The sequence below is a fragment of the Diplocloster hominis genome (assembly GCF_032380655.1).
In the GTDB taxonomy this organism is placed as follows: domain Bacteria; phylum Bacillota; class Clostridia; order Lachnospirales; family Lachnospiraceae; genus Diplocloster; species Diplocloster hominis.
Map to the genome: position 1 here is coordinate 87,632 of NZ_JAWDIY010000011.1, position 14,228 is coordinate 101,859.

The window sequence follows — 14,228 nt, forward strand, 5'->3', positions numbered from 1 at the left end:
GTTCCTCCTATCTCTTCTTATCATATAATACACCTTTACTGGTTTCATTCCGGTTCAGATATCCCGCAAATTTTGTATTGGTGTTTGTCTGCCGTATTTTTTCCTGAAGCTTTTCCCTGATTTTGTCCATACATACCGCCAGTGTCCGGTCCTTTTCCCGTATCCTGCACAAAATCCCCAGAATATCCTGTCCCGCCCGGAACAGCTCCTGCTCATCCTTAGAAAGGCCCGTATAATCACACTGGTTTTTGATGATCACCGACAGCCGTCCTTCACCGGAACCGCACAGCAGCCTGATACGCTCATCCATAAAATCCGTTTCGTTTATCAGCCCCTGACGTTTTTCCATACCTGCCAGGATCACGTCCACCATATCCAGGGAGTCTCCCAGCATCCCGTCTGTCACACGCTCATAGGCTGACAGAATCTCTTTTTTTTCAACCAGCAGTTCCATGAGTTCCTTATGACTCCCCATCCTGTTCCTCCTCATCTGCCGGTTCCTCAAACGTCCGCAGATTCCTGGACAGCTGGAATACTTTCAGCAGATCCACCTTATCCACAGCCTCTTTGTTATTCTCCACAGTCAGGTATAATTCGGTGCGGGAAATCTTCATATGCTCCGGTGCACTGATACCGATACGCACCTTATCTCCTTTGACATCGGTAACAAAAATCTCGATATCATCACCGATTTTTATGGATTCCCCTTTTTTTCTGGTCAATATCAGCATATGTCACTCCTCACTCGGCCCATCGAAGACCGGCTGCCGGATCGGATAATCCTGTTCCAGAATCACCTGCAGAGCCAGATTCGTCTCATGATTGATAAGCACAGGGCTTTTCAGGTTAACCGTGGAATGTTGGAAGGTCTCCCCGATTACCGCGATGGTCCAGCAGTCCAGCTCATCTTCCGGCGCAGCCTGAAGCTTAAAAAGCACATCCTGCATCACCACCGGCGCATAGTCCGGGCACACTTCCAGCGGGTTCAGCATAATAAAGCAGACCGCTTTTTGCTCGATCGACTGAAGCCAGCAGATTCCATTTCCCATGTTCGAGTCCGTAACCAGTACGAACTGTGTATAATCCTCGAAGCCGAAGATCGGCTGCACAAACGTGATGATATTTTTTTCTTCGATATCGATAATTCCGAAGTCCCGTGTCTCTATTTTCACTGATGATACCTGCCCTTTCCTCTTGCAACGTCCGGTGAGCCGCCCCGTTGCCTATTCCTCATAAGACGGGTTCGCGCTTGGCGGAACATACAGCGGTTCCCCCACATATTCGATCTCCACTTTTGGATACTGCTCCACATTGATGGCCAGCTCACCGGGGACATAGACCGCGGACTGGGGCATGACCTGCGGATCGAACTCCACGCTAGCCGGTGTGTAGTCAATATCCAGCTGATTCGGCTCCCAGGAAATATCCGGCCCCTTGGCCGGCAGGAATTTGAGTTCCGTATTGAATTTGCTCTGGGCTAACATCTGGTTCTTTATAATATCGGGAATCGTGACCCCTTTTTGAATCTGCATCATCTGATTGCCGGTCTGGGCGTATACAGCAGCCGCATCCGATGCCGCCTGTTTCCCCGCCTGGGCCGCATCCCGCATCAAGGTTCTGGCGCTCCTCATTCCCCTACTGTCACGGGCCTCAAAGGTATCGATATTTACCTTAATATTCTCGGATCTCATATTGAGTTTACCGGGATTCTGAATAATGCCCACTTCCGGGTCGGGAATCTGTGATTCCAGTCTGGCTCGCTGTGAAGTCATGGATAATTTGATCGGCGTCGTCGTAATTTTTAAGACGTTCATTCTAACACCTCATTTTCTTCCTGAATTATCTCATAAAATCAAATACCGAAGGCGGAATGATATTGGACCCCAGCTGCAGCGTAACCATCCATGCCGCCATATAAGATTTGTTGTTGATGGATTCTTCCTCCAGGCTTACCGCCTCTATATTCTTCTGGCTCTCCTTTAAGTGAACCAGCCCGCTGTCCAGCCGGTCCTTGGTCCTCTCCACCATATTCTGTCTGGTTCCCACCTCGGAGATGGCCATGGAGATATTACTCTCCTTTTTCTTTAGATGATCCAGCGTTTTGAGTGCGCCTTCTTTGTCTCCAGCCTTAAACTCATCCGCCATTTTCCCGATCAGGCTGTAGATATTGTTCGGCTGGCCGTCTTCGGTTCCATATCCCAGTACATCCACGCCGGATGTGGAGATCTTGATCCCCGTCTTGGCGTTAATCCCTGCCTGCCCGTCAATTCCGAACCCGATATCCAGATAGACCTCTTTATTTTCCGGAAAATAGGTATCGGGATCTGCCGGGTCATAATCATCCACCGGCTTTCCATTAAAAAGAAGCGTACCGTCCGCGTCTACCGTGAACGGCTGCCCGTCATTGGCGGAACCGGAAAACAGGTATTTGTCCCCATATTTTCCGTTCATCGTCTGTAAAATCTCTGATTTCAGGCCGTCCAGGGACTTGGCCACAGCGTCCATAGCATCCTGATCCATCGCTCCCCCGCCCCGGGTGGCTGTCTCATACACCGTCTTTAAGATCGAACTGACCGTTATGATGGTCTCGCCTGCCGTATTCAGCTCGCCCATGGCGTCCTCTACTGTCCGGATGTGTTCCTCACTCTGATCGATCTGGCGGCGGAGAGAAAAGGCTTTCGCCGCAGCAGCCGTGTCCTCGGATACATGGTTAAATTTCCGCTGGGACGTCAGCTTCAGATTGGAATCCGAGAGGTTCTTAATGTTCGTCTGCAGATTCCGCGTATAGTTGTTGGTCATGATTCCTTCTGTTATTCGCATAAGCTCCTCCTTAACGGCCTACCAGCCCCATTTTATTAATTATGGTATCCAGCTGCTCATCCATCACCGTCATCAGACGTCCCAGCGCCTGGTACGCTTTGTTATAGGTCATCATATTGATTCCCTCTTCATTCAAAGATACGCCGGACGTAGCCATCCGGTCCGTGTCCACACGCTCCGCCACCGATACCGCAGCTTCCAGCCTCGCCTGATTCGCCTTGATATCATCTCCCAGGGAGGTGGTTATGTAACTCACAAATTCACCGAAGCTGCCCTTATATTCCCCGCCGAATCCATAATCATTCTCCAGCGCTTTTTTCATCGCCAGGATATCCGTATTATCTTTGCTCCCGGCTGGATTATTCTTGCGGATCACATAGGAACTGTCGCTGGTCCATCTGTCGCTTATGGTAATACTGCCTGCTGTGAACGATCCGTCCGCAGCCCCTTCCAGCAGTTGTTTGTAAGGGCCGGGATTCGCGGGATCGTCCTCATGTACGATATGATTGAACACATCGGCCAGCGTGACCGCCACATCATCCAGCTTTTCCTGATAGTAAGGGATTCCCCGGTTTACGGCGTTTTTCCCGGTGAGCACCTCCTGGAATCCCTTCAGAGCACCGTTGTTTCCACCGATCATTTCATTGGTGCTGTTCCATTTTAAGGTGATTCCGTCCCGGTCCAGCATCATCTGATCATTGCTGAACCGGCCTCCCTGATTATCCACTACCACTTTGCCGTTGAATTTTACCTGTACGCTGCCATCATTGGCCGGTGTCACTTCCACTGACCCGTAACGGGCCAGATCGTCCAGTATCAGATTCCGTTTATCGATCAGATCGTTGGGCAGATAATTTACCCCGTCATAGTCCGTGCCGGAGCCTACCTCGTCGGCGATGGTCTGATTGAGAATGGTCAGCTGATCGAAGCTTGTGTTAATCTCCTCCACAGACAGCCGTAAATTGTTTTTCTGCTCCTCCACCATCGATGTCAGCTTTCCACTGTACTCATTCAGTATCTGGGTGACGCCCTTCATGGCATTCATCACGATATTCGCGTGGGTCTCCTGGTCCGGATTATTGCTGAAATCCGCCAGCGCATTGGACAGTACCTTCAGAGCGTTCCCGATTCCCGTATTCTCCACCTCCGGATCGCTGATGGCCGCCTCCAGCTCCTGCAGGATCGCCGCCTTCTGATCATAATATCCCACATCCCCGTATTCCTGGCGGAATTTGGCGTCCAGATAGGAGTTACGCACCTGGGCGACTCCCACGGCCTCCACACCCTGGCCGGCCAGCGGCAGTGTCTTTCCTCTGCCGTGTACCTGGACCGTCACCGTATCCAGCCTCTGTCTTGTATATCCTTTTGTTTTCAGATTACTGATATTATTTCCCACGATATCCATGGCTTTCTGATTCACCATGATTCCCCGTTTGGCTGTCTCCAGCCCCATAAATGTCGGTCTCAAACTCTCACGCTTCCTCTCCCCCGATGATCTTCCTCATCGGTCTTTTTAGATCTTTCTCTCCAGCATGGACCGGCGGTAGGCAGCTTCCGGCTTATAGATACCGCCGTTCTTCGTCACCGCCGATCCCGTATCCGCTCCCATCTTCTCCAGCTCCGCCCGGGCCAGCCCAGATGCTTTTTCATTATAGAACCGTATATTCCCGACCGCGTGTTCCAGACGCTCATTCAGCCCGATCAGCTCTTTGGCCTCCGCCCCGCTCTGGGACGCGATCAGCTCCTGGAACGTACTGCCTCCATACCCAAGCTGTTCAAACAGGCTGCTCCTGCGGCGTTCCATATTTTCCAGCCGTTTGTCCATCGCCTGCTGCATCATGATCGTTTCCTCGATCTGCGAAAGCTCCCGGGACAGCAGTTTTTCCAGTTTTTCTTCCTGTCTGTGCTCCATCTCTTCAAAAAAAGCAACATACTCTCTTAAAAATTCTATCAATTGTTCCAATATAAGCCTCTCTTTCCAACGGGATCTTCACCGCCGTTACCACACACATTCCTATAGCCCGTTCGCCAGCCGTCTGGCCACCAGCTCAGCCGGTACCTGATAGGTTCCCGCCGCCACCTGCTGTTTCAACTGTGCAATCCGTTCCGGGGAAGCGCCTTCCCGCACGGAGGAAGCGATTCCTGCCGCCATCCTGGCTGACTCCTGTTTTTTTACTCCATCGCTGCTGATGCAGATCTCGTCACTGCGCAGTTTTCCCTCTGCCAAAACCGGCGAAGGAATATTTTTATCGGCACCTTTGCCGCTGTTTACGGTCTTCTGGTAAATAGAACAATTCCTGGTAATCTTCATATCCATCCATAACACCCCTTTTCACATTTTCTTCTAGTTATATTATCGGACAGTTCAGTCAAAACTTTAGCTGTTTTTCGTTATATCCGTATCTTTTTTTCACATTTTTTGGCGGGCCGCGTAAGCGGCATCTTCCTTTGACTTTGGCAGATGTTCTCTTTATAATAAGCCGATATACCCCAGGGTAAAGAATCTTCAACGGGATCTGTTTTCCCGGATTGTATATTCCCCAATTCCTTGTTATAATGGACGACAGATAGGTCGAATTTTGTAAATTCAATTCCGTGAAGAATCGGAGGATTCCCAATCGTATGGCAAAAGTGATCGTATTATCCAATCAAAAAGGCGGTGTGGGCAAGACAACAACGGCAAACGCACTGGCCGTTATATTTAAAGCGCGGGGATACCGGGTTCTGGCCGTGGATATGGACCCGCAGGGTAACTTGAGTTTTAGCATGGGGGCTGACACAGACGGTTCGGCCACGATTTATGATGTGCTGAAGGGGGAATTAAAGACACGGTTTGCGATTCAGAGAACCGCTCTCGTGGACATTATCCCTTCCAATATCCTGCTCAGCAGTATTGAGCTGGAATTTACCGGGGCCTCCCGTGAATATCTGCTGCGCAATGCGTTGTCTTCCCTGCTGCCTCTTTATGACTATATTTTTATCGATTCTCCGCCGGCTCTGGGCATACTGACAGTCAACGCTTTTACAGCCGCGGACTATGTGCTGGTCCCTCTGCTCTCTGATATCTTCAGTCTTCAGGGGATAACCCAGCTTAAGGAAACCATCGACAGGGTCAGAAATTATTGTAATCCCGATATTCAGATGCTGGGTACATTTCTGACCAAACACAATCCCCGTACCAGGTTCAGCAAAGAAATCAAAGGCACATTGGACATGGTGGCCGCGGATCTGGATATGCCGGTACTCAAGACTTCCGTCCGGGAAAGTATCTCCCTGCGGGAAGCGCAGTCCCTGCAGCAATCGATTCTGGAGTATGCCCCTTACAGTAACGCCGTACTGGATTATGGCCGGCTGGTAAATGAACTGATCGAAAGGGGGTTATCCTAATGTCCAAAAGCAGAACGGATATTGATAAAGAAATCATGTATCGGAAAATAATGCCCTCTGCTGCCAGACGTTCGGAGAACCAGGAGCTTCCGGAGGTCCCGGTCCGGCCTATGTCCGGCTATCCGACTGCTTCCGTTCTCTCTTCGTCTGTCAGGCGGAATTCTGCCTCGGGGGTGGCCTTTCATGAATCCCGTGAGATGATTTTGGTCAATCTGATGGAAGATCTGGTGATCGGGAAGCTGGACAGCACGATTCAGCGGTTTAATTGCTGTAAATGTAATAAGTGTAAAAAAGATATCGCAGCGATCGCTCTGAACCGGCTGGCGCCAAAATATGTGGTGATCGGTGAGGATGATCAGGAAACACGCCAAAAGGCCGATGAGAGGTATTCTTCTGAAGTAACGGCGGCGCTGGTGCAGGCGATTCTGCTGGTTAAGAAAGAGCCCCGGCATTGAGCGTACCTTGCGGGATGCAAAAGTAAAGGATGCCGTAGCTTTCGGGGATAACTACAATGATGTTGAGATGCTCAATACCGTCGGGTACGGTTTTCTAATGGCCAATGCTCCGGAAGATTTAAAAAAGAATGCCGCAAACATCGCCGCAGATCATAATCATGACGGGATTTATTATGCGCTTCGGGATTTGCATCTGATATAAATCCTATAACACAACATGTTTTTTATTTCATAGGAGCACTTTCTTATGAAATGGAAAAGCCGCCGCAGCAGAGATATCGTATCCCTGCTGCGGCGGCTTTTTTCTTCCTTGTGTAAAAACTTACTGTAATAACTGTAAGATGGACTGCGGCTGCTGATTCGCCTGAGCCAGCATAGCCTGAGCAGACTGCATCAGAACGCTGTTCTTGGTGAACTCCATCATTTCCTTCGCCATATCTACGTCACGGATACGGGATTCTGCCGCGGTGATGTTCTCGGTGGTTACACCCAGGTTGTTGATGGTGTGCTCCAGACGGTTCTGGATCGCGCCCAGTTTACCGCGGGTAGTGGATACCTGGTTGATCGAAGCTGTGATTTTGCCGATGGCATCCTGCGCACCCTTTAATGTACCGATGTTGATTCCGTCAAGTCCTAATGCAGCCACATGCATATCCGCGATATTCAGCTGCAATACATTCGAAGCTTCCGATGTATCACCGATCTGTAAAAGTAAATCGCCGGTTCCTTTTGCACTGGCACCTGCGGCTCCGGATGTTACCTTGGTCACTGCACCTGCGCCCAAATCAATGCTCGCAGTATCCGCACTTAAACGGAAGGACAGCAGAGCTTCCACTTTGTCTTTATTGGCGGCGGAAACTGATCCACCATCCAACAGGCTTTGTGCTGCGCTTCTGACGGCTTTTTCGATATCTTCGGTTGCGTACGTATGGGCCGCTGCTGTACCTAAATCGATAGCCACGGTGCTTCCGTCGGCGGCAATCGTTACGCCAATCGTTCCTGCTGCATTGGCATTCTTACCCTCTAAGGATACTGTACCTGCGAATGCGGTTCCCATAGTAGCGGTAAAATCTTTTGCGCTGAAGGTCAAAGATGTTGTTTTTCCATTGTCCAAAGTACCATCCAGCAAGTTGATTTTATTGAAATTCGTGGTATCCGCAATACGGTCGATCTCGTCTTTTAATGCGGAGATCTCATCCTGCAGAGCTTTACGGTCAACATCATCCTTGTATGTGCCGTTTGCAGATTTTGTAGCCAGTTCCTGCATACGGTTTAACATGGAATGAACTTCCTGCAATCCGCCTTCTGCGGTCTGTACTAAAGAGATCGCATCCTGTGCATTATCTGTAGCTGCGGTTAAGCCTTTGATCTGCGCTCTCATTTTTTCGGAGATTGCAAGGCCTGCGGCGTCATCACCGGCACGGTTGATTTTGTAACCGGATGATAATTTTTCAAGGGATTTGGAAACCGCGCTGTTGTTGATTCCCAACTGTCTGTTGGAGTTTAAAGCCATAATGTTGTGTTGAATTCTCATACTATTACCTCCATGTAATATTTTATATTGGGACTTCCCTGTCCCGCTTATTAGTATGTATGCCAAACGGGCCCTTGTTTGGCATTGAAACTTCCGAGACATCCATCTCTTCCGCTCTGATATAAATATCGAACGCTTTCTTCTAAATTTCATCGTCAATTTGCACAAATTTACTGCCCGTTTTTGTCGCTTTTACCTATACCGCCAGTTTTACTTGGCGAACCGCTTTTCCAATTACATCTCATCACACAACATCCACTATCCATATAAGCTTTCCTCGATATAAAATTCCTCCAGGCACATGCCTGTCCGGTTCAGGTATTCCGCAGCCTTCTCCCCCACATAGCGGAAATGCCAGGGCTCGTAGTTGATTCCCGTAATCTCTTCCTTTCCCCGGTCATACCGCAATATAAATCCATATTCCCAGGAGTGTTCCCGAAGCCACAAGCCCTCAGGTGTATCTCCAAACGCTTCCTCCAACTGCGGATGGCTCTCACTGCTGATATCCACTGCCAGTCCCAGGCAGTGTTCCCCTGAACCGGGTACCGCCAGCTCACGTTCCGTCTGTTCCCTGGCTTCCTCCATGGAATCCCCCTTCTCCAGATATTCCTTTTGTCTGCGGCTGAATAAGAGCTCCTGCTTGTCAAGCGTCCGGTATCCGGAGCAGATCACAGGCTTTAGCCCCTGGTCTTTCATCTCATCAAGCATCTCCACCAGGGGATCCCAGATCCTCTCATCCACCTGCAAAGAGCTCTCAGGGATCTCCTTTAGCTTAACATCCTCCTGATAATCTAAAGGCACGGGATACCGGGCGTTCGTAAGGACCAGGCACCACATATCCTCCTGATCCAGCACGAATCCAGCTTCCGTTCCGGCTGCACCAGGATCTTCGGCAGCCTCTGTGCCGTCCCTTAAAAACTCATCGGTGTCAGCTGCCTCCGAAGGCATCTCCCCGCTTCTCATCTCTTGTTTTGCCGCCGCATACAGGAAAATTAGTATCAGCAAAAATGTATAGATCAGCATCCGGCGGTTCCGGATCACCATCTGTTCCCGGGCTGTTCGCTTAGCCATCGCTTCTCATCTCCCGCCTAACGGATCCGCCGAAGCTGGTCATTCTGACGCTTCAGGATATATTTATACAGCAGATCTTCCTGCAGATTCGTCATATCCATGAATTCGCAGCCATATCCCAGATAACCGTCCGCCCGTTCCACCCTGCGCCGGATCTCACAGGCATACAGCATGGAATCACCTAACGCCGGAATCATAATGCTGAAACTGTCATCCGGGGTCAGCTCCCGCTTTATTTTAAACATCAGGCCTCCCAGGCTTATATCCACCAGCTGCACCCGGATGTCATTGGCATCCTCATTCTGCGCTTCCTCTTCCTCCTCTTTACGGACCAGATTGTAAATGATTCCCTCATCTCTGGTACTGATACGGAAGTATTCCCGCCGTTCATCGTTGGTAGCCTCATTCAGATCTGTGATGCGCGCCATCTGCTTCGTGGATATGTACACACGGCCGATCAGCACCCGAAAACCGATTCTGGTGTTATAAATCTCTACCTTTACCAGGAGATTATAAGGGATCTCCGGCAGTTCGTTCCGGGAACTGTTGATATCTATGTATTTTTCCTTCACTCGGTGCAGGGTTCCCATGGTCAGCAGATCATTATTTTTCGTTTTAACCACACAGGAAGATCCCACATAACTATCGGGTAACTCTACCATGCTGCCACCTCCTCACATCATTTTGCTCTATCGCTGCCCGTCCTCTTCCCTGCGCCCTCTGGCGGATACCAGACCTGCCCGTATTTTCTTTCCAGGCGGCTGGTTATCCGGTTTATTCACCGGTCCTGCCCCCTCCTGGAGCTTCCTGGATGTCTCCATCAGTTTGCAGTAGATGGCCGCCACGACCTCGTACAGTTCCGTCGGAATATTGCTGCCCACCTCCAGCATACATAGCATGGACGCGGCGCTGTCATCCTTGAATACGGGTATCCCCTTCTTTTCCGCAATATTGATGATATTTTCCGCTACAGTGCCGTATCCGGAGGCGATGACCACCGGCGATACGTCTTCCTCTATATTGTATTTTAAGGCTACAGCTTTCCGCTTTTTATATTTTGACATCGACACCTGTCCTTTTGTATGGCAGCGTTTTAAATACATCCATCAGAGAACGGACCTTGTTAAGCTTCTCCACGCGCACCTCCGTCATATGGTAACCCTTTTCCCGGGCAATATTTCTAAATTCCGGGGCCAGGCTTTCAAATACCTGCGTATAGCGCTCCGGGCAGTACAGATTGAACCGTATTCTGCCGTCTATCACCATGAATTCTGCTTCCATCTGTCCGATCCCCTGGATGTCAAACGTAATCAGCATATGAATATGATGCCCTTCGTCCTCCCGCTCCTTCGGCTCATCCCGGTCATCCGGATCGATCCAGAGCTCCGCGAAGGATTTCATCCCCTCATAGTCCACCGGAATCACAAAATGCAGCAGCGGCGTATAGTTGCAGGGCGAGGACAGAAGGCTTGTGATAATCTTTTCGATCTTCTCACCGTTTAAGCTGCTCATCTGGGTCTCCTTGTCCTGTTTGCTGATGATGTCAGCCAGTATGTCCATCACTTTCGACCTTCTCTGCTGCGTGCCGCGGTACTCATCCGTCAGATATTCCCGCACCAGCGTCTTTAACAGATCCTTGTTTTCCCTGCCGCTCACATGGACCAGCACGTTCAGCAGTGCCTCCTGCAGATAGGAAGGGTTATCCTGGAACCTGGACAGATTATAGATAATATTCGGTATCACACGCGCCACCTGCGGCGTGTATAGAATGCTGTTCTCCAGCTCTTTGACGATGGCCAGCACCTGGGTTTTCAGATTCTGAAAATCCTCCGGCGCGTCCTGCCTGCGAAACGCCGCCGCCAGTTCCGTTAACTTCCCGGACAGGTTCTGGCTTGGCGCCAGCTGCTCTGCCAGATATTCCAGACTGTTGCCCACGGAGTCCAGCACATCCTGTCTGGAGACTTCTGCGTTCACCGCCTTTAACAGCTCCGCGATCTCGCCTTTGATCCCTGGTTTCTCCTCATACAGATTCCTGAGGAATTCAAACAGCGGCCCCTGAAACAGTGTGGAAGAATACTCCTGTTTCTTCAGCTCATCCACGATGGCATCCGGCCCGATCAACAGGGACTGGAACAGCTGCCGGATTTCCTGTGTGACAGTTTTGTTGTTTACAGGCAGAAGGTTTATAATCTCTTCCAGAAGATAAATATTTTTCAGATAGTTCACCGTTACATCCGGGTCCTTGATCAGATTCATCAAAGTAGCCGCTCCGGCTTCCTTCTGGAAAATATTGTGCTGTCCTAACAGCTCGCTGCTGTTGGGATTCTTTACAATATGGCTGATTTCCTGCAGATCAAACGGAATGGAAGGGTCCTGGGCCGCCTTGTTGGGCTGAATCACATTTTTGCTGATCATGGGGGAGGTCACTTTTAATATGTCTGCCATCGCTATTTGCTCCTTTGATCCGCCTACAGGCCTTTCTTAATCTCTCCGTCCAGATAATAGAAGCTGCAGTGGTCTTCTTTCCGGCTGATGGTAAGTTTGGAATCCCCGATACAGATGACGGTGCCGGGATAGACTTCCCCCGCGGTCAGTCTCGTCTTGCCCACTTCACGGATTTTCTGGGTAATCTGTGCGGCAGTGTTTTTTAACTGCTTCTGTTTCAGAGAATTGACCGGCAGCTTGAGTTTCAGTTCATTCAGCCGCTCGAGCTGTTTGGGAGTGGCAGTCCCTGATTTTTGCCGGGCGCTCAGATAGGCGATATTTTTCTGGCATTCTTCCAGTGTCTGCGTGATCGTTTTCAGTTCCCCTGCGATCTCTTCCACCTGGGCGATCTGCTGGGGAGTAACGCCCAGTGTGACCTGAGTCGGGATATGGCTCTCCGCCCCCACGGTTTTTACCTTCATCAGATTAAATACATTACATTTCCCGCCGATAAATGCGCCCCGGCGTCCCAGCAGGGTCAGATTATTCTCACAGGACACCTCAGAATTAATGATGTACTCTGCCTGGATATCGCCGCGGGCATAGATTTTGCAGTCCTCCAGGAATTTTGCTGTGACGCTTCCTTCTGCCTCCAGGATACCGCTTCGCATGCCCCGCATTCCCTTATGAAGCAGAATATTCCCTCCCGCCTTCAGAAACGCGCCCTCCACGATTCCCATTACCGTAATATCTCCCTTGGCTTTCACCTGGAAACCTTCCAGCACATCGCCATAGATCAGGACACTGCCGGAAAAATCCACATTGCCGACAGAGTTATCCACGTTACCGTTTACCTGAAACACATTTTCCACCTGGAACCGGCCGGAACGAAAGCTTAAATTTCCTTCACAGGCAGACACAAGCTTATCCTTTTCCGGGGAGTAAACCACATTTTTCCCCTGAGGGACCGGGGGCATTACGCCCATCTTTCCCTTCACCGGTTCCCCGAACACATCCATGCCATCCTCCGGTTCGGTAGGGCGCGTGATCTCACAGATCACCTCCCCTTTCTTTACGTTATGTATCAGGTTCAGGCTTTTAAAATCGATATTTCCGTTTTCCCGGGTGGCATACTTGAGCTGATGCTGCCGGGGATAGTAGTCTTTGATCCTGCCGTTCTGGCCGTTCACGGGAGGCTGGCCCCGGGCGATGAGAAACATCTGCCGGTAGGCTTTGGTGTCCACGATTTCCTGGAGCTTTTCCTCATCGATACCGAACACAATGCCGTTGTCCTCCAGCACATCCTCCAGGTCCCTCTGCGTAATATCCCTGCCCTCCCCTTTCGGGCCGGTCAGAATGACGGACGCAGTCATTTTGTCCGGCGAGATGCTAAGCTCCACCGAAGCATCCGCCGTTATTTCTTCCTCCGATACAGGGGGGGCTTCCTCCCCCTGTTCCTTCTCTTCTGTCTCATCGGGGAGATCTTCACCGTTCAGAACCGCCAAAGCGCGTTCTTTTTTCCGGCGTTCTTTTTCGTTCCAGTCCTCTACGGTCTCGATCAAATCCCGGACATCCTCCGGCCCTTCTGCCGGAGGGGACTTTCGCGATCCTTGGGCTTCATTTCCGTTGGTTTCCATGCCATCGGCTTGTGTATCACCGTTTTCGTCCAGATATTTGGAAAACAGGCTGTAGATAAAACTTTTTTCACCCATGGAGTTCCCCCCTTTCTAATCAATTTATGGCAAATCCTTTTGACTTAGTATTCTTATCGCAAATTATTCACGAACTCTTCCATCTGATCGGCGGTCGTCACGATCCGGCTGTTTAACTGGAACGCACGCTGGGCCTGAATCAGATTCACCATCTCATCGGTCACATCCGTCCGGGACAGTTCCAGGGCTCCGCTTAAGATCTTATTGCCTTCTGTCTGCATGGCAACCGGTGTCCACTGCCCGGAGTTGGGGCTGGTCCCATAGAGATTCTTCCCAAGAGGGATAAGTCCGCTGGGATATTCACAGGTATACAGCCCGATTCTGGCGGATAATCCGCTCAGATCCAGGCCGGTACCCTGGATCGGGTTTCCGTTTTCATCCTCCACCGTCTGGTAGGCCAGCGCGATCCGGTTTCCATTGGAATCCAGCACATAATCACCATTTCTGGTTGTGAGGAAATTCCCCTCCGGAGTGGAGGAAACCTGGAATGCACCATCTCTTGTATATACGGGACGGCCTCCCCCGTTATCAATGGCAAAATATCCGGTCCCGGACACCGCGAAGTCCAGTTCCCGGTCTGTCCTCTCGAACAGTCCCTGTGCGAAAACCGTCTCCATGCCCGCGCCGCGCACGCCATGTCCGACGCTATGCTCCCCCTGTGTCTTTACGTCCATCTGTGTATACAGAAGGTCGTCAAAAGATGCCTTCAGCGGTTTATAGCCGATGGTATTGGCATTTGCCATGTTATTCGCCGTGGCATCCAGCTGTGCCTGAAACGCCTGCAGGCCGGATACCGCGGTATAGTATGCGATATTCATAGAAAAG

General features: G+C 50.5%; 18 protein-coding genes. 3 read left to right on the plus strand and 15 right to left on the minus strand.

The annotated features are described in order from the left end of the window. Positions 1–7: 7 nt before the first annotated feature. From ABC831_RS12160 to ABC831_RS12195, 8 genes are read right to left on the minus strand one after another with little or no spacing between them, the layout of a single operon-like run. A complete protein-coding gene (locus tag ABC831_RS12160; RefSeq protein WP_343248391.1) occupies positions 8–475 on the minus strand; it encodes a hypothetical protein in 468 nt (155 codons plus the stop codon). Further along, a complete protein-coding gene (csrA, locus tag ABC831_RS12165) occupies positions 462–731 on the minus strand; it encodes a carbon storage regulator CsrA (RefSeq protein ID WP_343248392.1) in 270 nt (89 codons plus the stop codon). The genes ABC831_RS12160 and csrA overlap by 14 nt, the downstream gene beginning before the upstream one ends. A gap of 3 nt (positions 732–734) precedes the next feature. Beyond that, entirely contained in the window at positions 735–1,172 is a 438-nt protein-coding gene (gene fliW / locus ABC831_RS12170) for a flagellar assembly protein FliW (protein WP_343248393.1), read from the minus strand. Between the two features lie 51 nt (positions 1,173–1,223). Continuing rightward, the gene (locus ABC831_RS12175) at positions 1,224–1,814 is read right to left on the minus strand and encodes a DUF6470 family protein (protein WP_343248394.1); all 591 of its coding nucleotides are present in this window, start codon (positions 1,812–1,814) and stop codon (positions 1,224–1,226) included. Between the two features lie 25 nt (positions 1,815–1,839). Then, entirely contained in the window at positions 1,840–2,820 is a 981-nt protein-coding gene (locus ABC831_RS12180) for a flagellin N-terminal helical domain-containing protein (RefSeq protein ID WP_343248395.1), read from the minus strand. A gap of 10 nt (positions 2,821–2,830) precedes the next feature. Next, entirely contained in the window at positions 2,831–4,288 is a 1,458-nt protein-coding gene (flgK, locus tag ABC831_RS12185) for a flagellar hook-associated protein FlgK (protein WP_343248396.1), read from the minus strand. A 45-nt stretch (positions 4,289–4,333) separates the two neighbouring features. Then, positions 4,334–4,783, minus strand: coding sequence for a flagellar export chaperone FlgN (gene flgN, locus ABC831_RS12190; RefSeq protein ID WP_343248397.1), 450 nt, complete (start codon positions 4,781–4,783; stop codon positions 4,334–4,336). Positions 4,784–4,834: 51 nt separating this feature from the next. Then, the gene (locus ABC831_RS12195) at positions 4,835–5,137 is read right to left on the minus strand and encodes a flagellar biosynthesis anti-sigma factor FlgM (RefSeq protein WP_343248398.1); all 303 of its coding nucleotides are present in this window, start codon (positions 5,135–5,137) and stop codon (positions 4,835–4,837) included. A gap of 305 nt (positions 5,138–5,442) precedes the next feature. On the opposite strand from ABC831_RS12195, the gene ABC831_RS12200 reads away from it, so the two are divergent. From ABC831_RS12200 to ABC831_RS12210, 3 genes are read left to right on the plus strand one after another with little or no spacing between them, the layout of a single operon-like run. After that, positions 5,443–6,207, plus strand: coding sequence for a ParA family protein (locus ABC831_RS12200; RefSeq protein ID WP_343248399.1), 765 nt, complete (start codon positions 5,443–5,445; stop codon positions 6,205–6,207). Next, positions 6,207–6,662, plus strand: a complete 456-nt coding sequence (locus ABC831_RS12205; protein ID WP_343248400.1) for a late competence development ComFB family protein — start codon at positions 6,207–6,209, stop codon at positions 6,660–6,662. Before ABC831_RS12200 ends, ABC831_RS12205 begins: the two co-directional genes overlap by 1 nt. A 7-nt stretch (positions 6,663–6,669) precedes the next feature. Further along, positions 6,670–6,864, plus strand: coding sequence for an HAD family hydrolase (locus tag ABC831_RS12210; protein WP_343248401.1), 195 nt, complete (start codon positions 6,670–6,672; stop codon positions 6,862–6,864). A 120-nt stretch (positions 6,865–6,984) separates the two neighbouring features. On the opposite strand, the gene ABC831_RS12215 is transcribed toward ABC831_RS12210, so the two are convergent. From ABC831_RS12215 to ABC831_RS12245, 7 genes are all read right to left on the minus strand, one after another. Next, positions 6,985–8,196, minus strand: a complete 1,212-nt coding sequence (locus ABC831_RS12215; RefSeq protein ID WP_343248402.1) for a flagellin N-terminal helical domain-containing protein — start codon at positions 8,194–8,196, stop codon at positions 6,985–6,987. Positions 8,197–8,454: 258 nt separating this feature from the next. Further along, the gene (locus ABC831_RS12220) at positions 8,455–9,267 is read right to left on the minus strand and encodes a M15 family metallopeptidase (protein WP_343248403.1); all 813 of its coding nucleotides are present in this window, start codon (positions 9,265–9,267) and stop codon (positions 8,455–8,457) included. A 17-nt stretch (positions 9,268–9,284) separates the two neighbouring features. Next, a complete protein-coding gene (locus tag ABC831_RS12225) occupies positions 9,285–9,929 on the minus strand; it encodes a PilZ domain-containing protein (RefSeq protein WP_343248404.1) in 645 nt (214 codons plus the stop codon). Positions 9,930–9,956: 27 nt separating this feature from the next. Then, the gene (locus ABC831_RS12230; protein WP_343248405.1) at positions 9,957–10,331 is read right to left on the minus strand and encodes an EscU/YscU/HrcU family type III secretion system export apparatus switch protein; all 375 of its coding nucleotides are present in this window, start codon (positions 10,329–10,331) and stop codon (positions 9,957–9,959) included. Further along, a complete protein-coding gene (locus tag ABC831_RS12235) occupies positions 10,318–11,712 on the minus strand; it encodes an antitoxin (protein ID WP_343248406.1) in 1,395 nt (464 codons plus the stop codon). The genes ABC831_RS12230 and ABC831_RS12235 overlap by 14 nt, the downstream gene beginning before the upstream one ends. A gap of 23 nt (positions 11,713–11,735) precedes the next feature. Beyond that, complete coding sequence (locus tag ABC831_RS12240) at positions 11,736–13,403, minus strand: flagellar assembly protein A (RefSeq protein WP_343248407.1); 1,668 nt, start codon at positions 13,401–13,403, stop codon at positions 11,736–11,738. 53 nt (positions 13,404–13,456) lie between these two features. Continuing rightward, a complete protein-coding gene (locus ABC831_RS12245; protein ID WP_343248408.1) occupies positions 13,457–14,221 on the minus strand; it encodes a flagellar hook-basal body protein in 765 nt (254 codons plus the stop codon). Between the last annotated feature and the right edge of the window lie 7 nt (positions 14,222–14,228).